Source organism: Halalkalibacter sp. AB-rgal2, from assembly GCF_041821005.1.
GTDB lineage: Bacteria > Bacillota > Bacilli > Bacillales > Bacillaceae_D > Halalkalibacter.
Genome location: NZ_JBGUAV010000031.1, coordinates 25,714 through 52,442 on the forward strand (window position 1 = coordinate 25,714; position 26,729 = coordinate 52,442).

At 39.3% G+C, this 26,729-nt stretch carries 25 protein-coding genes; 8 read left to right on the plus strand and 17 right to left on the minus strand.

What is annotated here, in order from left to right:
• Positions 1–9 precede the first annotated feature (9 nt).
• The 8 genes from ACERJO_RS18400 to ctaG form a co-directional block, all read right to left on the minus strand.
• Positions 10–3,156, minus strand: coding sequence for a carbamoyl-phosphate synthase (glutamine-hydrolyzing) large subunit (locus ACERJO_RS18400; protein ID WP_373648452.1), 3,147 nt, complete (start codon positions 3,154–3,156; stop codon positions 10–12).
• A complete protein-coding gene (locus ACERJO_RS18405; RefSeq protein WP_247106182.1) occupies positions 3,149–4,228 on the minus strand; it encodes a carbamoyl phosphate synthase small subunit in 1,080 nt (359 codons plus the stop codon). Before ACERJO_RS18405 ends, ACERJO_RS18400 begins: the two co-directional genes overlap by 8 nt.
• A gap of 96 nt (positions 4,229–4,324) precedes the next feature.
• A complete protein-coding gene (locus ACERJO_RS18410; protein ID WP_247106147.1) occupies positions 4,325–5,491 on the minus strand; it encodes an acetylornithine transaminase in 1,167 nt (388 codons plus the stop codon).
• 17 nt (positions 5,492–5,508) lie between these two features.
• The gene (gene argB / locus ACERJO_RS18415; RefSeq protein ID WP_373648459.1) at positions 5,509–6,279 is read right to left on the minus strand and encodes an acetylglutamate kinase; all 771 of its coding nucleotides are present in this window, start codon (positions 6,277–6,279) and stop codon (positions 5,509–5,511) included.
• A 37-nt stretch (positions 6,280–6,316) separates the two neighbouring features.
• Positions 6,317–7,549, minus strand: a complete 1,233-nt coding sequence (gene argJ, locus ACERJO_RS18420) for a bifunctional glutamate N-acetyltransferase/amino-acid acetyltransferase ArgJ (RefSeq protein ID WP_247106149.1) — start codon at positions 7,547–7,549, stop codon at positions 6,317–6,319.
• Positions 7,550–7,565: 16 nt separating this feature from the next.
• The gene (gene argC / locus ACERJO_RS18425; protein ID WP_247106150.1) at positions 7,566–8,603 is read right to left on the minus strand and encodes an N-acetyl-gamma-glutamyl-phosphate reductase; all 1,038 of its coding nucleotides are present in this window, start codon (positions 8,601–8,603) and stop codon (positions 7,566–7,568) included.
• 297 nt (positions 8,604–8,900) lie between these two features.
• Positions 8,901–9,500, minus strand: coding sequence for an SCO family protein (locus ACERJO_RS18430; RefSeq protein WP_373648453.1), 600 nt, complete (start codon positions 9,498–9,500; stop codon positions 8,901–8,903).
• A 24-nt stretch (positions 9,501–9,524) separates the two neighbouring features.
• A complete protein-coding gene (ctaG, locus tag ACERJO_RS18435; RefSeq protein WP_247106152.1) occupies positions 9,525–10,442 on the minus strand; it encodes a cytochrome c oxidase assembly factor CtaG in 918 nt (305 codons plus the stop codon).
• Positions 10,443–10,713: 271 nt separating this feature from the next.
• Between ctaG and ACERJO_RS18440 the strand changes: the two genes are divergently transcribed.
• The 5 genes from ACERJO_RS18440 to ACERJO_RS18460 all read left to right on the plus strand — a co-directional run bounded on the left by ACERJO_RS18440 (position 10,714) and on the right by ACERJO_RS18460 (position 17,006).
• The gene (locus ACERJO_RS18440; protein WP_247106153.1) at positions 10,714–11,529 is read left to right on the plus strand and encodes a Cof-type HAD-IIB family hydrolase; all 816 of its coding nucleotides are present in this window, start codon (positions 10,714–10,716) and stop codon (positions 11,527–11,529) included.
• A 313-nt stretch (positions 11,530–11,842) separates the two neighbouring features.
• A complete protein-coding gene (locus ACERJO_RS18445) occupies positions 11,843–12,442 on the plus strand; it encodes a hypothetical protein (protein ID WP_247106155.1) in 600 nt (199 codons plus the stop codon).
• A 175-nt stretch (positions 12,443–12,617) separates the two neighbouring features.
• Positions 12,618–13,853 carry a hypothetical protein gene (locus ACERJO_RS18450; RefSeq protein WP_373648454.1) on the plus strand — a complete coding sequence of 412 codons (1,236 nt, stop codon included), beginning with the start codon at positions 12,618–12,620 and terminating at the stop codon, positions 13,851–13,853.
• On the plus strand, positions 13,843–16,815 hold the full coding sequence (locus ACERJO_RS18455; protein ID WP_373648455.1) for a DEAD/DEAH box helicase: 2,973 nt from the start codon (positions 13,843–13,845) through the stop codon (positions 16,813–16,815). The genes ACERJO_RS18450 and ACERJO_RS18455 overlap by 11 nt, the downstream gene beginning before the upstream one ends.
• Before the next feature lie 29 nt (positions 16,816–16,844).
• Positions 16,845–17,006, plus strand: a complete 162-nt coding sequence (locus tag ACERJO_RS18460; RefSeq protein ID WP_247106158.1) for a hypothetical protein — start codon at positions 16,845–16,847, stop codon at positions 17,004–17,006.
• Positions 17,007–17,021: 15 nt separating this feature from the next.
• Here ACERJO_RS18460 and ACERJO_RS18465 read toward each other — a convergent pair whose 3' ends face one another.
• From ACERJO_RS18465 to ACERJO_RS18485, 5 genes are all read right to left on the minus strand, one after another.
• Positions 17,022–17,213 carry a hypothetical protein gene (locus ACERJO_RS18465; protein ID WP_247106159.1) on the minus strand — a complete coding sequence of 64 codons (192 nt, stop codon included), beginning with the start codon at positions 17,211–17,213 and terminating at the stop codon, positions 17,022–17,024.
• A gap of 293 nt (positions 17,214–17,506) precedes the next feature.
• A complete protein-coding gene (locus ACERJO_RS18470; protein WP_247106160.1) occupies positions 17,507–17,986 on the minus strand; it encodes a BsuPI-related putative proteinase inhibitor in 480 nt (159 codons plus the stop codon).
• 16 nt (positions 17,987–18,002) lie between these two features.
• Positions 18,003–18,830 carry a YitT family protein gene (locus ACERJO_RS18475; RefSeq protein WP_247106161.1) on the minus strand — a complete coding sequence of 276 codons (828 nt, stop codon included), beginning with the start codon at positions 18,828–18,830 and terminating at the stop codon, positions 18,003–18,005.
• Positions 18,830–19,597, minus strand: a complete 768-nt coding sequence (yjfP, locus tag ACERJO_RS18480) for an esterase (RefSeq protein WP_247106162.1) — start codon at positions 19,595–19,597, stop codon at positions 18,830–18,832. Before yjfP ends, ACERJO_RS18475 begins: the two co-directional genes overlap by 1 nt.
• 162 nt (positions 19,598–19,759) lie before the next feature.
• On the minus strand, positions 19,760–20,029 hold the full coding sequence (locus ACERJO_RS18485) for a hypothetical protein (protein ID WP_373648456.1): 270 nt from the start codon (positions 20,027–20,029) through the stop codon (positions 19,760–19,762).
• A 149-nt stretch (positions 20,030–20,178) separates the two neighbouring features.
• Between ACERJO_RS18485 and ACERJO_RS18490 the strand changes: the two genes are divergently transcribed.
• Positions 20,179–20,310: a DUF3941 domain-containing protein gene (locus ACERJO_RS18490; protein ID WP_247106164.1), complete on the plus strand. Its 132-nt coding sequence runs from the start codon at positions 20,179–20,181 to the stop codon at positions 20,308–20,310.
• Between the two features lie 23 nt (positions 20,311–20,333).
• Here the strand turns inward: ACERJO_RS18490 and ACERJO_RS18495 are convergent, their stop codons facing one another.
• Together ACERJO_RS18495 and ACERJO_RS18500 are read right to left on the minus strand one after the other, a co-directional pair.
• Entirely contained in the window at positions 20,334–20,702 is a 369-nt protein-coding gene (locus tag ACERJO_RS18495; protein WP_247106165.1) for a rhodanese-like domain-containing protein, read from the minus strand.
• 70 nt (positions 20,703–20,772) lie between these two features.
• On the minus strand, positions 20,773–21,858 hold the full coding sequence (locus ACERJO_RS18500) for an AI-2E family transporter (protein ID WP_247106166.1): 1,086 nt from the start codon (positions 21,856–21,858) through the stop codon (positions 20,773–20,775).
• A gap of 168 nt (positions 21,859–22,026) precedes the next feature.
• Here ACERJO_RS18500 and ACERJO_RS18505 point away from each other — a divergent pair, with 168 nt between their 5' ends.
• A complete protein-coding gene (locus tag ACERJO_RS18505; RefSeq protein ID WP_373648457.1) occupies positions 22,027–23,415 on the plus strand; it encodes an MATE family efflux transporter in 1,389 nt (462 codons plus the stop codon).
• Between the two features lie 118 nt (positions 23,416–23,533).
• Here ACERJO_RS18505 and ACERJO_RS18510 read toward each other — a convergent pair whose 3' ends face one another.
• Both ACERJO_RS18510 and ACERJO_RS18515 read right to left on the minus strand, forming a co-directional pair.
• Positions 23,534–23,941, minus strand: coding sequence for a hypothetical protein (locus ACERJO_RS18510; protein WP_373648458.1), 408 nt, complete (start codon positions 23,939–23,941; stop codon positions 23,534–23,536).
• Between the two features lie 266 nt (positions 23,942–24,207).
• Complete coding sequence (locus ACERJO_RS18515) at positions 24,208–24,750, minus strand: AAA family ATPase (protein WP_247106169.1); 543 nt, start codon at positions 24,748–24,750, stop codon at positions 24,208–24,210.
• Positions 24,751–24,949: 199 nt separating this feature from the next.
• On the opposite strand from ACERJO_RS18515, the gene ACERJO_RS18520 reads away from it, so the two are divergent.
• The gene (locus tag ACERJO_RS18520; protein ID WP_247106170.1) at positions 24,950–26,704 is read left to right on the plus strand and encodes a B12-binding domain-containing radical SAM protein; all 1,755 of its coding nucleotides are present in this window, start codon (positions 24,950–24,952) and stop codon (positions 26,702–26,704) included.
• The last annotated feature ends 25 nt before the right edge of the window (positions 26,705–26,729 follow it).

Below are 26,729 nucleotides of genomic sequence, written 5' to 3' on the forward strand. Positions count from 1 at the left end.
AATCACTCCTTAAGAAATCAGGTCTTTTTCTTTAACCCACCAATCCTGAATCGCATAATATTGTTGTTTCTGAACAGCCATCGCTTTAATCATCCACTCTAGAGTTGTTAATTCAGAAACAACGGCACAACGTTGCTTTAACGCTTCTTGACGCTTTTGCTTTCCATCCTTCGTTCCAAGCTTCGGTAAACTAATTAACGCAATAGCATCCTCTCTTTGTACCCATTCAGTAAATGACTCGGATGTAATTGTAAAGCCTAACTGCTCCAACTCCGTTTGATACGGTGCAAATGCTTCTTCATGCTCCACCTCTACATCAACAAAAATAGAACCCTTTTGCGTAAAGAATTTAGGCTTTGCTTGTGACCATACGAATGCTTTTAAAAATGCTTCATCTAAACGATCACTCATGCTCATTAATTCGCCTGTCGATTTCATTTCAGCTTCGAGTAACGGGTCGAGACCAGCAAGCTTTTGATAGGAAAAGACCGGTGCTTTTACCGTATAGAAGTTTGGCTCAAACACCTGACCATCTTGCAAGCTCAATGATTGCAAGCTTTCACCTAATAACAAGCGAATCGTATGCTTAATAAATGGTTCATTCGAGATTTTACTTAAGATTGGAATTGTCCGTGATGCACGTGGATTAATTTCAATAACATATAGGCTTCCTTCATATAGCACAAATTGAATATTAAAGATCCCGGTAAAATTCATGCCTTGAGCAATCTTCTTCGTATAAGAATAAACAAGCTCCTTCACATTTTTTTTCAAACTAAATGGAGGGACAACAGCCATACTATCACCTGAATGAACACCTGCACGTTCGACATGCTCAAACATACCTGCAATCGTAATATCTTTCCCATCTGTTAAGGCATCGATTTCTAACTCTATTCCTGGATAATACGCATCGATTAATAATGGAAAGGAGATCGTTTGCTCTGCATCTTCTAAATACTCAACAAATTCCGTTTCCGATTCAAATAACATCATTCCTTGCCCACCAATGACGTAAGATGGACGGATTAAAACAGGATAGCCAATGTCATTTGCCTTATTTAATGCATCCTTCTCTTCATACGCAGTAACACCAGGGATATGGGGAACGTCTACTGACTGCATAAATGAGTAGAAGCGTCCACGATCCTCAAGCTGATCAATCGTATCTTGGTTCGTCCCATACAGCTTCACACCCGCTTCCTCAAGCCCTTCCACTAATGAAATAGCCGTTTGACCACCAAGCTGGACAATAACCCCTTCTACTTGTTCAAGCTCAACAACGTGCAGGACATCCTCTACTGTTAGTGGTTCAAAATATAATCGGTCAGCTGTTGCATAGTCAGTACTCACCGTCTCAGGATTATTGTTCATCATAATCGCTTCGTAGCCTAGCTGATGTAAGCTTTGAATCCCTTGCACCGAACAATAATCAAATTCAATTCCTTGCCCAATCCGGATTGGACCAGAACCAAGCAAGAGTATTTTTTTCTTATCAGAAGCAGGCTGTACATCTGATTCACCTTGCCAGCTCGAATAGAAGTAAGCCGTTGAAGCTAAAAACTCCCCTGCACACGTATCAACCATCTTATAGGAAGGCGATAGTGAAAGCTCTTTACGTTTCGAACGAATGTCCTTTTCCTTAATACCCCAAACATTGGCTAGCCATTGATCAGCAAAACCTAATTCTTTTATCTTCTTTAGGAAGCTTGGATCTAATTTAGTAAAGGATGTCGCCTTAATTTCATCCTCAATCGAGACGAGACGTGCAAATGCATGGAGAAAAAATAAATTAATTTTCGTTTCTGTATGCAACTGTTCACTACTAACTCCTCGTCTTAATAGCTCCAATAACACAAAAAATCGGCGATCATCAGGCTGCTTAGCTAGCTCCCATAGCGCCTCCGTCGATTTTTGTTGAAGAATTGGAACATGTAGACCTTCTACCTTCAACTCCAATGAACGGACTGCCTTTTGAATTGCGGCTTCCAAATTACGTTCAATCGCCATGACTTCGCCTGTTGCTTTCATTTGTGTACCAAGCTGACGTTCAGCATGAACAAACTTATCAAACGGCCAACGAGGAAACTTTACAACAACATAATCAAGAGCTGGCTCAAAGCTCGCATACGTATGTCCCGTTACAGGATTAATTAACTCATGCAAATGATACCCCATACTAACCTTTGCTGCCATACGTGCAATCGGATAGCCTGTTGCTTTGGAAGCAAGTGCAGAAGAACGACTCACGCGAGGATTGACCTCAATTAAATAATATTGCTTACTGTTAGGATCCAACGCGAATTGGATGTTACATCCACCAACGATGCCTAGTGCACGGATGATTTTAATCGATACCGTTCGTAACATTTGATATTCCACATCAGATAAGGTTTGCGAAGGTGCTACGACAATCGAATCCCCCGTGTGCACACCAACTGGATCAATATTCTCCATATTACAAACGGTGATACACGTGTCATTACTATCACGCATCACTTCATATTCAATTTCTTTAAAGCCAGCAATACTCTTTTCGACTAAGCATTGACTTATCGGACTAAGCGATAGGCCTGCTTTAATAATTCTTTTTAGCTCTGTCTCTGAATCAGCAATACCGCCACCTGCTCCTCCTAATGTGTAAGCAGGTCGAACGATAATCGGGTAACCAACTTCCGCTGCAAAGCTTAAAGCCGCCTTCTCAGTCGTCACAATATCACTATCTGGAACAGGCTCATTTAGCTCTTGCATTAACGCTCTAAATGCTTCTCGGTCTTCGCCTTTTCGAATCGAATCAATCGGTGTACCAAGTAACTCAACATCATATTTTTCTAGCAAACCATGATCATATAGATCCATTGCAAGGTTTAAGCCCGTTTGACCACCTAACGTTGCTAGGATACCATCAGGCTTTTCCTTCTGTAAAATGGCTTCCACACTGTCAACGGTTAATGGTTCAAAGTAAACACGATCCGCACAAGATTCATCTGTCATCACAGTTGCTGGATTGTTATTGATGAGAACGACTTCGACTCCCTCTTCCTTTAACGCTAAACAAGCTTGAGTTCCTGCATAATCAAATTCGGCTGCTTGCCCAATGACAATCGGGCCTGAACCAATGACGAGTACTTTTTTAATATGTGTATATTTAGGCATAAGCTTTCTCTCTCCCTTTATGTTGAAGCATTCCGATAAATACTTGAAAGAGCTGATCACTATCAGACGGACCAGGATGTGCTTCTGGATGGAATTGTACTGTGAAAATCGGATAAACGGTATGACTTAGCCCTTCAATCGAGCGATCATTGATGTTCATGTAACGTGCCTTGAAGCCCGTATTGACTAACGAATCCTCCTGTACGACGTAACTATGGTTTTGTGAAGTCAAATATACTTGCTTCGTTTCTAAATCAATAACAGGCTGATTCGCACCACGATGACCAAATATTAATTTTTCCGTATTAGCACCAAACGCTAAGGCAAGCAGCTGGTGTCCAAGACAAATCCCCATCGTTGGATACGTTTTTGCGACTTGCTTAATCGATGGGAGTAGCTCTTGTACACGCTTTGGATTTCCTGGGCCATTGGAATATAGGACGCCATCTGGTTTGAGCTGATCGATTTCTTCAGATGTCGTATCAAAAGGGACCACTGTTACTCGACAACCATGTGCGGCAAGTGCATTAACAATGGATTTTTTATAGCCAAAATCGACAACGACAATGTGATTCTCTCCACTTCCATATGTTTCATGTTCTTTAATCGACACATCGGGAATGACATCCATATGCTCCAAGGAAATATAATCATCAAATTGTACATTCTCTGGTTTAGTCGTCAAAATTGCGCGCATATCTCCATGCTCTCGAATTTGTTTCACAATCGCTCTCGTATCAACATCAGCTAATAACGGAATAGAATGATCTTGACAATATTCAGTTAATGATTTCTCTGATTCATAATGATAACCAGCATCTGACAACGTCCGAACAATCACCGCTTCAACTTGTGGACAACCACTTTCAAAATCGTTCGCATTGATTCCGTAGTTCCCAATTAACGGATACGTAAATACAACCATCTGTCCCTTGAAGGAAGGATCTGTCATTACCTCTTGATATCCTGTCATTCCAGTAAAGAATACTATTTCTGCATGCACATCTTCTTGTTGACCTTGAAGGGTGCCTTCAAATATCGCTCCATTTTCTAATACAATATACCCTTTCATTTCTCCACCCCACAAACGAATACTTATACTGTCGTACTGATTTTTATACATTTTAACTTTTAAATCAGGGTGTCATTGTGACACCCATATTTCAATCTATACATTAACCCTTTGTTTTTCATCGGCTTCATTCAAAACGGCTACTAACGTTGATACCGCTTGACGAATTTGCTCATTCGTTACGACAAACGGTGGTAGCAAACGAATGACTTTTGCTCCGGCTGGTAAAACGAGTAGCCCTTGCTTCCGACAAGCATACAACATATCAGCCACTTCAATATTACATTCAATTCCAATCATTAAGCCTTTACCACGAATGTCCTTAACAATTCCTAAAGGACTTAACTGATCTTTTAATTCATTCTGCAACAGCTGGCCTTTAACCTGCACTTGAGCAAGCGTCTCTTCTAAGAACACTTCTTGAAGTACGGCCTCTGCTGCTGCCATAGCAAGTGGGTTGCCTCCAAAGGTTGAGCCATGACTCCCAGCACCAAAAGCATTCTTTAATGAAGCTTTGCCGACCATAGCACCAACAGGGAAACCATTTCCTAACCCTTTAGCAAGAGTGAAAATATCAGGAGATAAATTCCATTGCTCATAGCCAAAAGCCGTCCCTGTTCGTCCTATACCCGTCTGAACCTCATCAACAATAAGCAGACAGCCTTTTTCATGGCAAATCGCTTTAAGTTGTTCACTAAAGGACTCATCCATTAAGTGAACGCCGCCTTCACCTTGGATCACTTCAACCATAATCGCAGCTGTTTCATCTGATACTTCTTGTTGCAAAGCTTTTTCATCATTTAACTCAACATATGAAAAAGAAGAAAGTAATGGACCAAAGCCTTCTTGTACTTTTTCTTGTCCAGTAGCTGCTAATGTCCCAAGCGTGCGACCATGAAACGATTGCTTCAACGTAACAATATGATGCTTACCAGTCGCTTTACGTGCAAGCTTAATTGCAGCTTCATTTGCTTCTGCCCCACTATTCGTAAAAAAGACATAATCACCGACACTATGGTTAACAAGGAGTTGCGCTACTTTTTCTTGGGCTTCAATATGAAACAAGTTCGAAACGTGCCATACTTTATCCAATTGCTTCTTAACAACCTCATTCACTCGTGGATGACAGTGTCCTAAATTACAAACAGCAATCCCTGCCATAAAATCCAAATATTCCTTATGATTTTGATCTTTTAAAATTGCACCATTGCCTGAATTTGCTTGAATTTCCCATTTTGCATATGTTGGAAAAAGAGCACTCATTTTGTCATTCCTCCTTTTTAAACATGTGTTTGTACGTGTGATTTCGTAATCACAGTACCTTTAATCGATCCATCCTCTTGAATCGTCGTATCTTTTCCATTCATAATCATAACAGATTCGACATCCGCTAAGGTTGCGATTGCTGCATTCACCTTCGGAATCATCCCGCCATAAATCGTTCCATCGATCACCATCTCTTCAATCTCCTCAGCAACGACTGTTTGCAAGCACTCCCCGTCTTTCAAAATGCCATCAACATCGGTGACAAATACGAGTTGATCCGCTTGAAGCGCCTTAGCAATCGCTCCAGCAGCACTGTCAGCATTCACATTATAATGCTTGCCTAATTTGTTGATCCCGATAGGAGCAATAACCGGAATCATATCCTGTTCTAATAACGAGTTTAATAGACTTGTATTAACAGCAATCGGTTCTCCAACAAAGCCAAGCATTCCTTCGTTAATAGGCTTTACCTCAATTAACTTAGCGTCACAGCCAGATAGACCGATTGCCAGCCCCCCTGCTAATTGAATATTCGTTACAAGCTGCTTGTTTACCCTCCCACAAAGAACCATCTCTGCCGTTTCTAAGACATCTTCAGTTGTTTTTCGTAAGCCATCAACAAACTCAGACTTTATTTCAAGCTTCTGTAGCAATTGATTAATCATCGGACCGCCACCGTGTACGACAATTGGATACTTTCCAGAGTTCTTCATTTGTACTACGCTTTTGAAAAAAGCATCTGATAGCTCAGAAATTGTACTGCCACCACATTTTATGACTACTATATCTTTCACTTTTATGTCATCTCCTCCGATCATTCGCTTATGTTCGATAGCCTGCATTAATTCGCACATAATCATATGAAAGATCACAACCCCAAGCCTTTCCTTTCCCTTCTCCTACATGCAAATGAACCTCAATCATGATTGTGTCATTCTCTTCCATATAAGCCTTCGCCTCTTCCTCCGAAAACGTAACAGGCTGACTCTTCTCTAATGTTTGAATAGGACCAATCGCAATATCAATCGTATTAGGATCAATTTCACAGCCACTATAGCCTATCGCACAAATAATTCGTCCCCAATTTGCGTCTGTGCCGTAAATCGCCGATTTCACAAGATCCGAACCGACAATTTTCTTTGCTACTTTACTAGCATCCTCATCCGTCAGAGCACCGTTCACATGTACTTCGATTAGCTTCGTCGCTCCTTCTCCATCACGAGCAATTTGCTTAGCTAGTGACTGACACGTTAGCTTAAGTGCTTCATAGAATCCTTCCCAATCTGGATGAGCAGGAGTTAATGGTTCATGCTCGGCTAAGCCTGAAGCCATCACAACAACCATGTCATTGGTCGACGTATCTCCATCAACTGTAATTTGATTAAATGTTTCGTTCGTAATCGTCGCTAACGCTTGTTGAAGAACCTCTGATTCAATGACAGCATCCGTCGTGACAAATGAGAGCATCGTGGCCATTTGTGGATTAATCATTCCAGACCCTTTCGCCACTCCGCCTACGGTAATCGTCTCACCATTCACAACCGTTTTAAAACAGGCTTTCTTATTAATCGTATCAGTTGTCAAAATCGCTTGATTAAATGCTTCTGCACCATCATTTGTTTGGACTGGCTGTAGCTGCTCAATTCCAGTCAATAACTTATCCATATCCAAAAATTCACCAATCACACCTGTAGACGTGACAGCTACATGGTGCTCAGCTACATTAAAATGGCTCGCTCCTTGCTTTCTCATTGCATATGCATCAGCAAGCCCTCTTTCTCCCGTACATGCATTGGCATTTCCACTATTGACAACAAGTGCCTGGATCTTCCCTTCCTTAGCTAGGCTCTCCTTCGTTACTTTCAGAGGAGCTGCCTGAATTCGATTTGTTGTATAAACAGCAGCAGATGAAGCAGGAACGGAACAAACAATCGCTCCAAGGTCAAATCGCTTACGCTTCATTCCTGTATGAATGCCATTCGCCGCAAATCCCTTGGGAGTGACAATGCTTCCTTGCTCTACTTCTACTACTGAAGTTGTTGCTATATCTTTCATGCTGCTCCACCTTTCTCTATGGATACATCGGAACGTTCATTAACGCCGTTCCTTCTTCAAATCCATTCATAACATTAAAATTTTGAATTGCTTGCCCTGCTGCACCTTTGACAACATTATCGATCACAGATACAACGGTGATACGCCCTGTTCTCGCATCATAAGTTAAGCCAATATCACAAAAGTTGCTTCCATACACTTCTTTTGTTGCGGGGAATTGTCCTTCTGGCCTAATTCGTACAAAAGGTTCATGAGCATAAGCTGTCTTATACAGATCCTTTAATTCCTTCTCACTCATTTCTCGTTTTGCCGTCATATACATCGTTGACATAATTCCTCTAACCATCGGAACGAGATGAGGTTGAAAGGTAACGGCATCGACATTTGTGTCCCACTCACGTAATTGCTGTTCAATTTCTGGTACATGCTTATGTTGGTTAATTTGATATATTTTGAAATTTTCATTCATCTCACTATAATGGGTCAGCATACTAGCTGAACGCCCTGCTCCCGATGTACCTGACTTCGCATCAACAATAATTGAATGAACGTCAACTAAGCCTTCCTTCACTAGCGGTGCTAATCCTAATAAGGTTGCCGTCGGATAACAGCCGGGGTTGGCAATTAACTTCGCCTTAGATATTTGCTCACGGTTCCACTCCGTTAAACCGTATACAGCTTCTTCTAATAAATCCTCTGATGCCGCCTCACGCTTATACCACTCTGAATACGTTTTGCGACTATTCAAACGTAGATCACCTGATAGATCAATAACTTGACAGTTCGACTCAAGAATCGCCTTCGACCATTCGGCAGACACTCCTGGTGGTGTCGCTAAAAAGACTGCATCTACTTCCTCATTCAAGCTTTCAATTGTTAATGATTTTAATGATTTCTCATATACCGATGCAAGATGCGGGTACGTCTCATGTATATTCATACCTTCTTTTGATGAACTGTATAATACAACATCTGTTACGTGTGGATGATGGTTTAGTAACCGAAGCAATTCCGCTCCACCATATCCTGTCGCTCCAATAATACCAACTCTCATCCTAATCTCTCCCTCTTTCTGTTTTCTCTCTTCTTTCTTCTTGGTACTCATTATATATATGTATAAAAATTAATTCAACTGTATTTTTAAAACTTCTTTATTTTTCTGAAATAACGTATGAATCTGTTTTTAATAAAGTGCCTGCCTCAAGTAAAAGAAGACACTTTGAAACTTTCACAACAAAAATAAGCACGAATGATAAGAGTCTACTTATCATTCGTGCTTATTAATATAACTGCATATTATATAGCTTCCCTTGAACTATTCACACGTGCTGCAAGCCTAGTCATGAATGTCCTATTGAATAGTTTCTTTTAGATCGGCAATGATTGCATCTTGATTAGTCGTTAATCCATCGTATTTTCGGATGATTAATCCATCAGGATCAATAAGAAAGAAATAAGTTGGGTGGATAATATCATCCTCGGAAGGCTGCACAACGGATAAAAAGCTATCTAATGCAAATTCTGAAATTTCAGCTTCATCATACCCTGTTAAAAAATGCCAAGAATCTAAATCCGCTCCAACATTTCTTCCATAAGCCTGCAATATCTCGGGAGTATCTCTCTCTGGATCAACCGTAAATGAAATGAATGTAACAGGAACATCAGCAGCAATCATTTCATCCTGCAAACTAAGCATATTCGGTGTCATTAATGGACAAACCGATGGGCAATTCGCGAAGATGAAATTAGCAACCCAATATCCTCCTGCTAACTGCTCCGTTCCGAATGGTTCTCCTGTTTCGTTAACAAACTGAAACGTTTCAACCTCATTTCCTGCTTCCGTCATATCTGTCGTACTACCTGACTCTTCCCCATTTACACCTATTTCATACACCCAGCCACAGCCTGTTAGAATACTCATACACAACACAATTGTCATCATTCTTTTCATAAAAAAATCTCCTCACCTTTTAACTTACGGTCTTACAGTCGGGGCATCACTGATCGTTAATTTTCCATCCTGCTGCTTTTCTTTTACAAGCCATTGCTTAAACGCAAAACCAATCGCAATTCCATACACAATCTCTTGGAATACTTTCATCATTACACCAGCTAATTGCTGATCTGTTCTCGCCTCTAAAAATGAAAAGGAGGTCGGTCCAGCAAATATTTCAGTCGGAACACTAACACCATTTGGTAAGCAATAGGCCATCACATTCGCCCAAACGAGCGGATCCGTATACGTGCTGTACATCGCTGATCCGGCAAATATAATTAATGCACAGGCCGGTGTAATTAATAAACCATTTCCAAAAATATAACCGATTCTCTTTAAATGCGGTAACTGAGTTAACACTGGTAATGGCGCTAGCATATGCCACCACATTAAAAAGGAAGCAAATAACAACGCATATTCATACACGCTATGCAAAACAGGTGCTTGCATTAGTGAATCAAACATGAGCGGTACATGATAAAAAGAAAATAAGCCATTAAATAAAAACAAGGCAATGATTGGACTCCATATGACACGAAAGATGCGAACGGTAAACGGATTACTTGCTTTTCTTATGATTGCTTCAAGAAACCACTTCGGTAAGCCTAATAAAAAAAGCGGTGTTGCGATAAAATAAGCAAACACCATTTGGAGCATGTGAAAGCTTATCATCAAATGTCCCGTAATATATAACGGACTTCCCCACCCTAAGTACAAAGCAAAAAGACCAAGAAAGAAATACACTTTCTGCCTCACCCGAACAGGCTTCGCCCCAGCAAAACGCCCTAGCCATTTCGTAACGAGGAGCATGTATAGTAATCCAACAATAGCAAGTAGAATGATTAATTCTGGCGTCCACAATGCCCGAAAGCCAAACGTATCAAATAATAAAGACACACGATCTCCTCCTCAAGTAGGAACATCATCAAACTATAGTTATGTCCATACACGTATCATATCATAACTTGTCTTATAAGAATTTGAACGAATTCGGACAAAATTTCGATAACATCTATCGCTCTTTACATACGTCTCTATTCTCTCTAATATGATAAAATAAGGTGTCTTTACATAAACTTGCTATAAGTACTCGTTCAAAAAATCATTCAACAGAGGGGAAAATCCCCTTTTTGAACAGCTCTATAACAAATTCAGAAAGGGAGATTCCATGAATCCAAATCAACATTTAATCGTTCTTGACCTGGATGGCACATTGTTAAAAGATGATAAAACGATATCACCGTACACGAAACAAATATTAACAAAAGCAAGGCAAAATGGACATCTTGTCATGATTGCAACAGGCAGACCTTATCGTGCAAGTGCCGCCTACTATCAAGAGCTTCAATTAGATACAGCGATCGTCAATTTTAACGGAGCCTTTGTCCATCACCCGCGCGATAAAAAGTTTGGCACGTATCATCATCCGTTAAAATTAGAAACAGCAAAGACGATTATACAAACATGTGAAGCCTTTAAAGTGAGTAATATTATGGTTGAGGTCATTGATGATTTTTACTTACATTCGTTTGATGAAGTGATTATTAAAGAATTTCTAGCTGGCCAAAACCCAGTTGAACACGGAAATCTCCTCAAGCAATTAAAGGATGACCCAACGAGTATTCTCGTTCATCCTGAAGAGCATCATGTCGATGAACTTCGTCAATTGTTAAAGGATGCACACGCTGAAGTCATTGACCAACGAATGTGGGGCGCACCTTGGCACATCATTGAAATCATTCGTGCCGGTATGAACAAAGCAATCGGAATCAAGAAAGCAGCCGATTATTATAACATTCCTAAGGAACGAATTATTGCCTTTGGTGATGAGGATAATGATTTTGAAATGATTGAATACGCAGGGCAAGGAGTGGCAATGTCCAATGCTATCACCCCGCTTAAATCGATCGCAAATGAGGTTACGAGTTCGAATGAAGAGGATGGGATTGGGCATTATTTAGAAGACGCTCTCCGTTTATCATAAGATTCAATTACAACATCATACATCCATAGGGGCACTTTGCGCATCATTGCATAAAAAAAGCTTGATATGAGAAAAACCACTCGTATCAAGCACGTAACTTGTTAATCCATTGCTAATCGACTCCAAAGCCCCTTTCATACTACTCCTAATAATAAAAAACATCATCACTCCCCCCTACTTCATAACCTATAATTTTTTCCTCACCCAAATTCCATAGAAAGTAGGCATTTCGCTTCTTTTTTTCACCTCTTCTTCATAAGATATAGCAATCCAACTGAATAGGATGTTAAGGCGTTAAAGGAGCGTGTATATCATGAGAAATTCTTTTATCGATGTAGAATTCTCGGATATTTATATCAAACTATCTAAGGCTTCCCTACATCAGTTTATTAAAAGAATGATGAATCAACACTATTCTCTTTATTGGCGTTATGACGCCAAAACGATTTATCTCATGATCGAACGTGATGAATCTGTTCACGAACTCCCATTTTTACGCAACACGGAATTCCTTACGCTGTCTGCAGAATCCATTTATATTTATGATGAAGGATTAGCAAGCGCCTTGGAAAGCCTGCTACAACATGAAAAGGGAAATGGAATTGTCAAACGTTCGACTGATGGGCCTCTTTATATTACTTCATATCAGTCAGGTGATATTGAATCGATGATTGAAATTGATGGGAGTGAAAAGGTGATGATGAATCAAAATGGCTCGATGATCCAGTATAAAGGAAACGACAAGTCATTAAATGCCAAGACGATTTATAATGTCATGAACCTTGAAATTGATTATGTCTTAATGGAGTTACACGAAGCATTAGAATCTTCGGATGAATCAATGGTCGAGACACATAAACGAAAATTACGACGATTATTATCTAGGCGCGAACAAGTGCAGCAACTCCTTTAATTAGACAGACTTCACGCGTTAACCTTCAACTTGATAGGTCTAACCGCAAGCACAAGCTGTGCTTGCATTTTTTCGGAAGCCACTTCCCATTTCCCCCGTACAACCTTCTCACCTTTCTTTCTGACACAAGAAGCGATACAATATAAGAATGGACTCATTGAAGAGGTGACATACATTGATTCATTCTTACGTACTGAATGAAATAAATTCAGCACAACTAAATTCGTCTATTTATCGTTTATATAATAAGCTAACAGCAACTCGCTATGTGACGAATCGCTCTTTAGAAGTGCTCACACAAGAAGCGATACAAACCATTGATTCAGCTGACTTTCAACCAAAATGGTTACTAACCATATTTTATATTGATCAATTAGCTAAATATTCTCAAGCAGACAAGACCTATGATTTATACGAAAGAAGGTTTCTTTTCATTTTTGATGGTCTATATCGAGACTCCTTTAATGAAGAAACCTACCTAACAGAAGAAGCAATGGCTACATTCACAAAACTTCTAGTAGAGCAGGCAGCTGTTCCCGATTCTCCTTGGCCACGCCTGTTTCAAATACATACGAAACGATTAGAGCCTAGGCAGATTGAGTATATATATGAAGCTTTTTCAAATGTGGCTGAAGAAATATCGTATTCATTTGCTCTTCTTTATTCATATATTTCTTTATTAAATGGAAAAGAGGATCAAGCTCTTTCCTTGTTATCAGCTCGAAGACATCAATTAATTGAACTTGACATTTATCCGCATTTTCAACTATTGCAGGAGCGACAACGTTGGTTTGCGATCAAACAATGGTTTGATACGTTATTTATAAAACAAAGACAAACATTTGGATCTCTTCAACCGATCTGGGAGGAATACAAGGCAGTGCACGCCAAAACGGCAAAAGAACAGGATGTAGTTTGGAGGCGTTGGCTCGTTACTCCTAATTTCCAACGCTTCCTTCAATTAAGTCAGCACTTAACAAAAGAAGAGAAACAAATACGAATAGCCCATTTATTAATAAAATTAAAGAATCAACTTTATCAAACAGAATCAGTTAGAGCATATGAACAATTACTCTTATATGCACAAGAATATGAACAGGCACAGGAGCATTTTCTTTTAAACGAATTTGATCCAGTGAAAATTCGCCCAGAAAAAAAAGCCTTATTAGAAGCAATGAAGAAAGAAAGGCCTGATTTAGCTATTCCTATTTACCATCAATTAATCATTCGCTTAGTAGAAAAGAAATCAAGAGTGCATTATCAGCATGCTGCATTAGCCGTTTCACATTTAAAGAAATTATATACAACAGTAAATACCTCGGAGAAATTCGAACCATTTCTCACGCGGTTAAAAAAGCAATATCGAACGTACAAAGCGTTCATTGAGGAGTTGAAGTCATTTGAACTCTAACTGTTTTGTCCACGGAGGTTGGATCGAGAACACCTTCTTCATATGGGGAGAGTGCTCACCAAACTCTCGTTTTGAGCAAAAAGGGAACTTCCAATACCCTTTTCTATACTCACCATTTGAATTAAAGCTACGTCTTTTTCGGAATGATAAGATCTCCTATTATGGAACATTTATCGAAGAAGGAAAAGCGGTCATAAAAGTACCCATTAAGGAAAGACAGTATCAATCATTTGCTGGGGAGACAACGATCTATCAGGCTACCTCTGCAATGAAGGAGTACCCATTTCCCATTGAAGGACTACTCCTATCACTTGAATCGATTTATCTCTATCTTTCGCTTTTTAAGCGTTGGCAACACGATCGTGCCATTACGCTAACACCTGATATTCAAAAATGGCTGCGATTATTTTCTTATGTAGAACAAATGATTGCAGATGGTCATTTTGAACCGGACCCAAATGGAAAATGGCAACTTATTCAATTTCCATTTGAGGAATGGTACGATGCCTTACCTGATGCCGCTAAATCTGTTCGACCCGCTAGCCTTCATATTCAATCCAATCATGAAGGACTTACATATACCGATTTTCAAAAGCTCATTCGACAGCTTAGCGACTCGTGGATTCGTTCGATTGTCCAGAGAACATCGATTGCTCCTTATTTTCTGCAATGGCTTAATATCGTAGATCCATCGATTGAACAGTCGATTAAGCAGCTACAAACAAATAGAGAGAAACCGTCAACGATCACCGTACAAGATTTCAATGTGAAAGCAGGAATTACAACGGCTAAACCGTTTCTTTCTGGCCTCGTACTTGAACAACCTAAGACAGAGGATGGTGAGTGGACAGTCTCTCTTTGTATGATCGACCGAAAGCATCCTACACGGATGGTCAAGATGCAACAACTCGAATTAGGTGAGCATCCTTGGCATGAGAATCCAATTGCTCAGCTAAAGCAAGATGTACACAATCTTAGAGAGCGTATTCCATTACTGCATTCTCTACGTCTTTCATCTCCGACACTAACACTTTCGGCAGAAGAGGCTTTTTACCTCTTTACAAATGAGGATGAGATGTTACAAGAATTAGGCTTCCACCTAATTATTCCAAAGTGGATGAGCGAGCGTCCAAAACCAAAAGTATCTATTTCTCTAGACCATGACCTTATCGAAAAGTCCTCCGCAGAGCCTCTCCTTAATTGGCAAAGCGTGGCGTCCTTTACGTATCAAGTAGCGATCGGTAATGAACAAATAGATGAAAAGCAATTTAAACAAATCGTTGAAGAACAAAAGCCGTTTGTCTATATAAATGGAGAATGGATCGCATGGGATCGCTCACTCGCCGAAACCCTAAAATCGAACTTGGAGGAAATGAAGCAACGTACATCATATTTGGAAGCATGGAAGCTCGACCAAACGAATGAGTTAAATGACCAATTTGATCATGTTGACGTTCAAATTGAATGGCAGAAAGAGCTCGAAAAAGCGTTAAATCAGCTATATACAAACTCTCCTCCATCGGTTTCACTTTCGGATGGATTACACGGTGAACTCCGTCCATATCAGCACGATGGCGTATCATGGCTTGTCCATTTACGACATATCGGATTCGGAGGGTGTTTAGCCGATGATATGGGTTTAGGAAAATCAATTCAAACGATTGCCTATTTTCTTCATGTTATTGACCAACAAGAGCAACAATCATTGAATCGAACTCCTTTTTTATTAATCTGTCCAACTTCGCTTCTACAAAATTGGATAGAGGAATGTCAACGATTTGCTCCATCTCTTACCATTCTCATTCATCACGGCTCCACTCGCATCTCAGATATTGAGAATTTAGAGAAATGGGATTTGATCATATCCACGTATCAATTAATGGTAAAGGATGAAGATTTATTTGCGAGCATCCGTTGGAATGGTCTCGTGCTAGATGAAGCGCAGCATATTAAAAATATTGAAACTAAACAAAGAAGAGCAATCAAAAAAATCGATGCGATTCATCGCATCGCTTTAACAGGGACACCGATCGAAAACCGCTTGCGAGAGCTTTGGTCATTATTAGACGTCCTAAATCCGTCCTTTTTAGGATCGTATTACTCCTTTCAATCGAACTTTATGAAACCAATTGAGCAGGAACAAAATCAAGAACAGCTCCATAAATTACAAGCTTTAATCCGTCCCTTTCTGTTAAGAAGGACAAAGGCAGATGAGAGCCTTGCTTTAAATCTTCCAGCTAAGAATGAAATCGTTCATCCTGTCTATTTAAGCGTAGAACAAGCTAGTCTCTATCAAGCTGTGGTCGAGGATATGGTAACACGACTAAACGAGGACAGTGCTTTAGAAAGACGAGCTCATATTTTGCAAACCTTAACGAAGCTTAAGCAAATTTGTAATCACCCTGCTCATTTTCTTAAGGAACCAACGAAGGAGCATCAATCTGGAAAGTGGGATCATTTGCTTTCACTCGTGGAAGATATGTATGACAATAACGAGAAGGTGCTTATTTTTACTCAATATAAAGAAATGGGACGTTTAATCGTGGAGGAGCTAGAGAAACGTTATACGAAAGAGGTACCTTTTTTACATGGGAGCTTAACACGTGCGAAGCGAACAGAGGTGATTGAATTATTTCAGCAAGATGCGAAAACCCCATTTTTTGTTTTATCTTTGAAGGCTGGTGGAGTGGGATTAAACTTAACAGCTGCTTCTCATGTTATCCATTACGACCGATGGTGGAACCCTGCGGTTGAGAACCAAGCGACAGATCGCGCATATCGAATAGGCCAAACAAAAGATGTGACAGTTCATAAATTAATGACAACTGGCACATTAGAAGAGCGAATTGACCGATTGTTATCACAAAAGCAAGAGCTTGCCAATCATATCCTTGCAGCTGGTGAGCAACGAATTACTGAGCTTTCGAATGATGAAATACTTGAGCTTGTTAAACTTTCGTAATCCATTTAAACAAATAAGGAGTGATACTTTTGACGAAGCTAGAGGAACCTTTCAATACCTTTTGGACAGGAAAGGACATTGATATCGCACAGCCTAAAAAAAACAATGATTCTACAAAAAAAAATCATCCTTTTTACACGTTAAAAAAAGCCATACAAGACGAGGTGAAAAAAAAACACCTTGATCGTTAATCTTTTTCACTATCCTTAATTGGAAGCACGTTCCCTTCTAAAGAGATTAGATAGCAATAGCAAGCTACAACCGCCCACTGCAAAGGGAATGCCTACATTCGAAAGCCATGTAGGCATTTCCTCAATTAAAATAAAGGCCCATCCCACTGCATTTAACCAGATGCCTGCTTGAATCATCCATTTCCGTTTCATTTGATTTGTGCTCATCGTATTCTCCTAACCTATCGATTTACCTTTTCTTCTATCCTATCATATATACCCTTCAAAAAAAGCAGGTGCGATCCTCACGAGAAAGTCCACTAAAAATAGCTTGAGACGTCTCATTTAATACAGACCAATTCCCCTCATCAAAATAGATCATCTTATGCTAACGCCTACAATTTAGCACAGATATAACTTTTATACATTTTCATTACTAATGAAATAACTTTATTGCTTTTTAAAAGAAAGAGAGCATTGAAAAAGTTAAAAGCGAACTTCCCCCGTGCTCTCCTCTTACATTATTCGATTCCAATCTTTAAAACTTCTTTAAACATGTCACGATCTTCAAGCTCTTTCCCATCAATCGCGATAATGAGCAATTCAGCCTCTAACTCATATTCTCCTTCCTCTAATCCTTCTAAAGAAACCTTTTCCGTAAATGACAATGATTCTCCTGGAGAAACCGTTTCAATGACGATCGCCATCGTAAACATTTTCCCTTCAGAATAACGATAGACCTCTTCTCCACTCTCATCTCTTAAAGTGATTTCATACTTTTGTCCAGATGAAAAGTCAAGGTTGCTTTCATTTTCTTGATGATTTGTCACCGTCATCGTCACATCAAGCTCATCATCTCTTTGATCGACTTCAACATCATATGACCAATCACTCACTTCTTCTTCACCTCCGATACCTGTCGTTGGCGAATTTGAGCCTTGTCCACACGCTGACAGGATCAGCAATAATACCATTCCTACCCATATATATATCTTTTTCATTTGAATCCCCTCTCACTTAATCTTTTCGAAATAACCCAAATATTCCTGAGGTTTGCAGCACATTCGTAAACGCTTCTGGGTCAACTCCTTGAATCACTTCCCTTAGTTCATATAGTTCGTAACGGGTAAGGACAATCATAAGTACTTCTTTATCTTCTGAAGAATACCCACCTTTTGCTGGAATTCGAGTAATTCCTCTTACCATAGAATCATATATCGCTTTAGAGACATCATCTGCTTTTTTCGTGACAATCATCGCCGTTACCTTCACGTGACGCGTATAAATAGCATCAATCACACGTGATGAAACATAGAGAGTAACAAGTGTATAGAGCGCTTTTTCAGGGTCAAATAGAAATCCTGACGTAATGACAATGATGCTGTTTAAAAGAAAGAAATAAACACCAACCGGTCGATCACTCACTCTCGATAAAATTAGAGCAATGATATCAAGTCCTCCGGAAGAAGCTCCCCATTTTAAGGTGATACCAGCACCAACTGCTAATAATACACCACCAAACACAGCATTCAATAGAATATCCGGTGAAAAATGCCTAATTGGCACGACTTCTAAAAAGAATGTTGTAAGAACAACGTTTAAAAAGCTATACAACGTAAAGCTCTTCCCTACCTTTAACCACCCAAGAATGGCCACAGGAATATTTAATACGAACAGGATAATTCCCGTTGATAACGGGAGCACAACGGCAATAAGTTGTGCCACTCCTGTAAAGCCACTCGCAAATACGTTAGCTGGTATTAAAAAGAAATTTAACGCAATGGCTATAATAAGTGCCCCGAGAATAATAACGACCGTTTTTTCTGCCTCTTTTCTAATCGACATTATGAAATTTGATCCTTTAACAAATGTTGTTCAAACCATTCGACAGATGATAAGACCGCTTTTCTAGATACTTTATGATCGACACGATCCTCTGCAACAAATTTCAAACGATGAGGATGCTCCTCATAATGCCTCTCTAATTCACCAAATAGCTTTTCTGAAAAAGGATACGGTACGACCTGGTCTTCTTTACCATGCCAAATCATCAGTGGTCGTCCATTTAGGCGTTCAAGCTGTGCAGTCAGATCATACGGCTTGATTTGATGAAGCACTTCATGACGAAGATCGTGTAAATCAACTCCCTTTGTCTCAAGCGCCTTAAGCTGCTCCTCCAAAAAAACTTGATAATAGGCCGTTCCCATAAATGACACAGCTGATGTAATCCAGGGATAACGAGCTAATGCTCCATACATCGTAATCGCTCCCATAGACGTTCCAATCACACCAATTTGGTCATTTCCTAATCCATTCTTGACCATATGCTCCTTCAATAGCTCAAGTTCATGAATAGACGTTAAAACAATTTCCCAAAATTTCAAATCACGGTTCTGTTCCGTTTTTTGACGTTCGCCATGATAAACAGCATCTGGTAACAGCACACGGAAGCCTTTTGTTGCTAATATATAAGCAATATGCAAATTGTGCTCCTTCGCACTTGTATATCCATGCAAGAAGAAAACCGTTGGGAGCTTCTCTAGTTCCTTTTCTCTATCTACTACATGTAACGTAGGAACTCCCGCAATCGTTTCATTATTAATGAAAATCATTCAAATCACTTCCTATCCATCCTTTTTCCTAATTATAGCATTTCCCAATCTTATTGAGAAAAATGATGATTTTTTCATTCATTTTCACTATTCCTTATAATTAGTCTTCTAAGAATTGTGTACTTCTGTCACACGCTCTGATCTAATAGCAAAAAAGACCACCTACTGGTGATCCTTTTGCTGTGCTTTGTTATAGTAGTTAATACTTGTCATAGCCCCTTCTTCGACCATATTATGATCATCGTAATCATGTGGATGGGAATGACCAATGCGTCGATCCTTTACTTTATTCATAACTGAGCTGTCTTTGAAATAGCTTCTTAGTTGTCCGTAGCTTCTTCTTACCTTCGAGCGAAATTCTTCATTTCTCATAAGCAATGTTGTCGTTCCAGCTGCCCCAGCTAACAATAACCATGCTTTCCTTCGTTTCATTTCTATCACCCCATATATTGTGATTAGTTCTTACTTTCCCTCTCTGTTTAATTTTTAAACATCATCGTAAGTGTATGTTCATAATTCGCTGACAATTGGTTACGCTAAAATAAAGCATAACTTACTCTTACTTTAATGAGGTGAACAATATGTCACAAACAGGTGATAACAACAAAAAGAAAAAAGACAACAATGCAAGAAATCAACAAAAAAATCGACAAGAATTAAAGAACAGGCGCGCAGGAGAGCATTCCTATTCAAAAGAAACGGATCACCTATAGGTTAAGGTGATCCGTTTTTTCACTCATGATTTCTTTAACTCCTTCACGTCTTTGACAACCCATTCCAGCCCTGTTTCAACTTCTTTATCCCACGTAAGCATGCCACCAGCAAAATTCTTTACGTGATCAAAGCCTTGTTCCTTCAAATAAAGAGCGACATTTTGACTTCTTGCTCCACTACGACAAATAAAAATATAAGAAAGGTCTTTATCAAGCTTATCCGTATATTGCGGAATCGTCTGCATCGGAATAAGTGGGATACCGGGAATATGACCCTGATCATATTCGTCATATTCACGAACATCAATGACAAGTGTATCCGTCTCTTCCTTTAACAATGACGCCAATTCCTCTACATCAACCTGCTCAATCCCATCAACTACATAACTCAACTACCAAGCACCTCTTTCATCACAGTTCATATATAAGTTAACGATACGATACCCGTTTACGAGTCAATTGTCAATCAACAGGCTTACTTCTTAAACGCCACAAGCGATACGTATGAGAAACGATAACCTTACCTACCGCATAAGTAGGAACGGCTAGTAATAATCCAAAGAAGCCGGCAAATCTTGCTGCTACTAATAACAACAAAATAATTGTTAACGGGTGAATATCTAATTTCCTTCCCATTACTTGCGGAGAAATGAGATTACTTTCAATTTGCTGTACTACGACAACAACGATAATGACAAGTAAAGCCATAAATGGCGATTCAATTAATCCAACAATTACTGCTGGGATTGTACCAATCCATGGTCCAACGAACGGAATGACATTCGTAAACATCGCCACTAGAGCTAACACAAGCGAATACTCGACGCCAATAATCAAATAGCCTATATACATTAGAACCCCGACACAAATACTGACAATAATTTGCCCTTGAATATAGGAGCTTAAGGCAAAGTCCATATCCTTTAGAATACGGCGTCCTTCCTGCTGTTGCTTACTAGGTAATAACCGTAACACTTGCTTCGGTGCTTTCTCACCTTCTTTTAACATATAAAAAAGGATAAACGGAATGACAACTAATATAATCACGACATTAGCAATGAATCCAAGAAAGCTAGCAATGTTAGAGCCTAAAGCTGTGACAAAATTATTTAAATATTCACCAAAATCAGCAATGATATTTTCAAACGAAAATTCATTTCCTTGTTGGAAACGAGCTATGTATTCATTATCTTGCAAGGCATTATACATGCCTTGTACTTCGCGCGTAAATGCCGGAAGTGTTTCAACTAAGCTATAAAACTGCTTCTGTAATTCTGGACCTATTAACAAAATCAACAGCGTAACAAGAGAAACACCTGTTAAATATAAAATGAGAATCGACATTCCACGAGGGATTTTTTTTGATAAGAGATTTACAAAAGGTCGCAATAAATAAAACAAGACCCCTGCTAAAGCGATAGGAGCAAACAGTGTTTGTACTAGAACGACAATGGGTTTGAAGATCCACTCTACTAACGTTCCTAAATAAATGATTAATAAAATTAAGATGAACGCATACATAATGCGAAATGACTTGCTTTGCGGCATTTATGTACCCCTCTCTGACATTATATACCTGTATTATAGCATTTTCCGCTAAGTAAAACTGTACTTTTTAGAGGTTTCATTGAACTTCTTAACAATTTTCAAACTTTTTACATACAAATCAATCATTATGAAGTATAATCTTCAAATGATTATTCCTGAGGTGAGAAAATGGACATTCAACAGAACAACAAAAAGAAAATTCAACAGCTTTCCCTTTTCGCCTTGACCTGGCCAATTTTCATTGAAATTATGCTCCATATGATTATGGGTAATGCTGATACATTAATGCTTAGCCAATATTCAGATGATGCGGTTGCAGCCGTCGGAGTTGCCAATCAAATCTTCATGTTTGTGATCGTCATGTTTGGATTTATTGCAACTGGAACAAGCGTCCTTGTGGCACAACACTTAGGAGCAAAACAACAAAAAGAAGCTGGTCAAGTCGCTGTCGTATCTATTTGTGCAAACTTGGCAATTGGCCTTCTACTTAGTATCGGATTGATCTTTTTTGGTGCTCCTTTACTTATGATGATGGGTTTACCTGAAGAGCTACTACAAGAAGCAACGATGTATATGGTTATTGTCGGAGGCTTTTCATTTGTGCAAGCACTGTTGATGACAGTTAGTGCGATTTTGAGAAGTTATCAATTCACGAAGGACGTCATGTACGTCACTATCGGTATGAATATTTTGAATATTATCGGAAACTATTTGTTCATTTTCGGGGCTTTCGGAATGCCTGTTCTAGGTGTAACTGGTGTGGCCATTTCAACAGCGGTCAGTCGTTGTATCGGACTTGCGATCGTTGCTTACTTACTATACCGTAGAATTCCTAACGATTTACCTTTTCCTTATCTACTAAAAGGTGTTCCAAAGGTTGAGCTGCGCAATTTATTAAAAATTGGTATCCCAACGGCTGGTGAGCATATGTTTTATAATGGTTCCCAGCTTGTCATTATGTACTTTATTCTCATGTTTGGAGCTGAAGAGTTAACGACACGTGTATACGTGCAAAATGTAACGATGTTTGCTCTCCTTTTCGGATTAGCCGTTGGACAGGGGACGCAAATTATCGTCGGCTATCAGGTCGGAGCAAAACAGCTCGATGCAGCATATAAACGTTGTATTCGCAGTTTGAAGCTAGCCATTTTGATTTCTCTTGGCATGTCAGCAATCTTTTATATCTTAAGTAATCCCATTTTAAGCATATTCACAGACAACCCTGATATTATTGCGTTAGGAAGTATTCTCTTGTTACTTCATGTCATTATGGAACCTGGCCGTTCCTTTAATCTCGTAGTCATTAACTGTTTACGAGCGGCTGGCGATGTGAAGTTCCCTGTCTACTTAGGCGTTATCTCAATGTGGGGTGTGAGTATTCCTGTCGCCTACTTTTTCGGTATATACTTAGATATGGGCTTAGTCGGTATATGGCTTGGAATGGTTGCTGATGAATGGTTACGTGGATTTTTAATGTATCTACGTTGGCGCAGTGGAAAATGGCGAGAAATGGCCTTTGTCGGAAAAAGACAGGAAAAAAATGTAGCCGTTTCTTAAATCCTTCGTGTAAGATCGCTATATATGGTTGAGCTAAACTAAAAATAAAGATCCTTCCAAACAAAAAGCACACTTACAATGCGTAGCCTGAAAGTGTGCTTTTTCTCTATTATATTACTTACAGCCCAGCCTCTTCCTTAAACTCGGCAATTTGCTCTGCTTCTCTCTGTTTAAACTGTTCAATCAATTGCTCTCTCCGTTCATTCCATGACAATTTTGGATATTCCTTTTGTTCGTATTCCATCAAATGCTGCCTCATTAACGTTTGTTGATAAGGCTCAATAAGAAATTCATTCCAATATTCTTCTTCTGAAATGCCTAGCTCTTGAATCTGTTCATCAATGCTTTCCTTCGTTTCTTGCCAATTATCTACATTCTTTGATTCAATTGCTTCTTTAGTTTGATTAATGACTACCTGTGCTTCTTCTTCAGAAACACGAATCCCAACTTCATTTGCACGAGTTAGGATAGCCAATTCCTCTAACTGAACAAGATAAGATTCCTCTTGAGCATGTTCAAATGACATTCCACCATTCTCCATCAGATGTTCAACAAACTCCTCATACCGCTCAACTGAAAATGGCGGATCAGATTCACTTCCTCTGTCTTTTTCTTGATGATCATCACCACAGCCTACTAATAATAAAACCGTTACAGCCCCTAGTAAATATTGTCGAATTATATTTCTCTCCTTTCAACACATTTTACCCCTTTTCACTATTCAATTTATAATCTAGCCATGCAAACTCAATTCGACTAGTCTCTCAACAACATCATGTCATCTCCAATTGATTAATCTGTTCTTTCTATTTTTTCATTTACGATAAATTCGTCTTTCTCTCTTATCTTCTCCACCACCTCTGTAGCCGTAACATCAGTAGTATGATAATAATAGCGTTCACTGATTTGCTTGCTTTTGAATTCTTCTACTAGCTCTAGGCAACGTTGCCCCATTTGGTATTGTTCATCTCGTAATTGATCTCTTCTTAACAATTCAGCATGATCGACCCAAAGGACAACGTAGAAAATCTTAGCTAGACACCCTTCACTTCGAACCTTTTGTATGACTTTTTCCACATCTTCTGGATAAGCAATATAATCTATGACGACGTCTTTATTAGCTCGTAAAAAATTCGTTGCTAAGCTCGCGATATTTTCCCACGTTAATGTAAGCAACTCTTCACTTTCCCACGGTGGAAGGTAACCCCCAACAATCATATGATTAATCAAATCACCTTCTATATATGCGCTCTCGTTAAACTGTTCTACTAATCTCTTTGATATAGTGGACTTTCCTACACCAGCTGGTCCTGTAATGATGTAAATACTTTTCACTGTTTCACCTACTTCCTACCTCTTGCAACCATTCGCTATCTTCTATTTTCCATTTCGACAGACACGATGACTTTCCTGCTCTCCTTTGTAAGAAACAGAAAAATATCATTTTCACCATTCTTGAACAACCTTTTTTACAAACACAGTTCTATGGTATGATCACTAGGAGCAAACATGAATAGAATTGAGGGATTGAATCATGAAAACCGTCGTTACGACGTTAAATGCGAAATACATTCACACTTGTCTAGCACTTAGATGTTTAAAGGCTTATGCAGAGCCTGATTTTCCCATTGAAATGGTAGAATATACGATTAAAGATCCGACGATGAACATCGTCTCTGATTTATATGCACGTAAGCCAGATGTGATTGGCTTTAGCTGTTACATTTGGAACATTGAAGAAACAATCAAAGTCATCAATATGCTAAGAAAAGTTTTACCACAAACAAAGATCGTCCTTGGTGGTCCAGAAGTTTCTTATGATACGAAGAAATGGATGGAGGAGCTTTTTGCTGTTGACTTTATTATTATCGGTGAAGGTGAAGAAACCTTTAAGCATTTGCTTGAAGAAATGACCACTACTCAGAAATACCATATGGTTTTTGGGGTTGCTTATCGCAAAGAGGAAGACATCCTTATTAACGCACCTCGACCGAAATTAAAGTTAGACGACCTTCCTTCTCCCTATCGTTTCCCAGAGGATGTAGACGGGCTCTCTAAACGGGTCACCTATTTTGAAACGAGTCGTGGCTGTCCTTATAGCTGTCAATTTTGCCTTTCCTCTATTGAAGTCGGCGTCCGGTATGTGAATATTGAGCGTGTTAAAAGCGATTTACTCTATTTAATTGATAACGGAGCAAAGCTGATTAAATTTGTCGATCGAACATTTAATATTAAACGTGATTATGCACTAGAGATCTTTCAATTTCTCATTGAACATCATAAGCAATGTGTCTTCCAATTTGAAATAACGGCAGATATTATGCGTCCAGAGGTTCTTGAATACTTAAATAAACATGCACCTCCTGGCATTTTCCGTTTTGAAATTGGTGTGCAGTCAACAAACGATGCAACGAACGAGCTTGTTCAGCGTCGACAAAACTTCAAGAAGCTTTCAAGAACGGTAACAATGGTGAAGGAAGGTGGAAAAATTGACCAGCATCTTGACTTAATTGCTGGATTGCCCGAGGAAGATTACAACTCTTTCAGACGAACGTTTAATGACGTATTTGCGATGCGACCAGAAGAATTACAGCTCGGCTTCTTGAAAATGCTACGTGGGACAGGCTTACGTATTCGTGCTAAAGATCATAACTATGTCTATATGGATCATGCTCCGTACGAAATTTTAGAAAATAATGTACTAACCTTTGATGAAATCATTCGCATAAAACGAGTAGAAGATGTACTAGAAAAATATTGGAACGATCACCGAATGGATCGTACAATTGAGTACCTTGTCACACACGAGTTTGACTCTCCATTTGATTTTTTCCAGATTTTTGGTGATTATTGGGATGCGAAGGGCTGGGCTAAGATCGGTCATCAGCTTGAAGACTTATTCAAGCGTTTATATGAATTTCTTGAACATTATGGAACAAAGGCTGAGCTCACTTACATTCAGAGTCTTATGATTGTTGATTTCTTTAAGAATCAAAAGCACAAGCCACGAAAAACATGGTGGACGTTCTCCTTAACGAAGAAAGAACAGTCACACTATTTATCTCTGCTCGCTGATCATCCTACTATTGTCTCTGCTGAATTCGAAGCTTTGAAGCTACACGAAAAGGATTTACACAAACATACGATGGTTGAGGTGATCCCTTTTGACTTGAGACAGAATGGTTCAACAGATCGCCCATCATTACTCATTGCTTACTTCTCACCAAAAGAGCACAAATCATTCTTATTTTCCGTTCCACTTAATCAGCTCTCTACTGCTGTATCATGAGAAAAGCCGCACAGCGGCTTTTCTC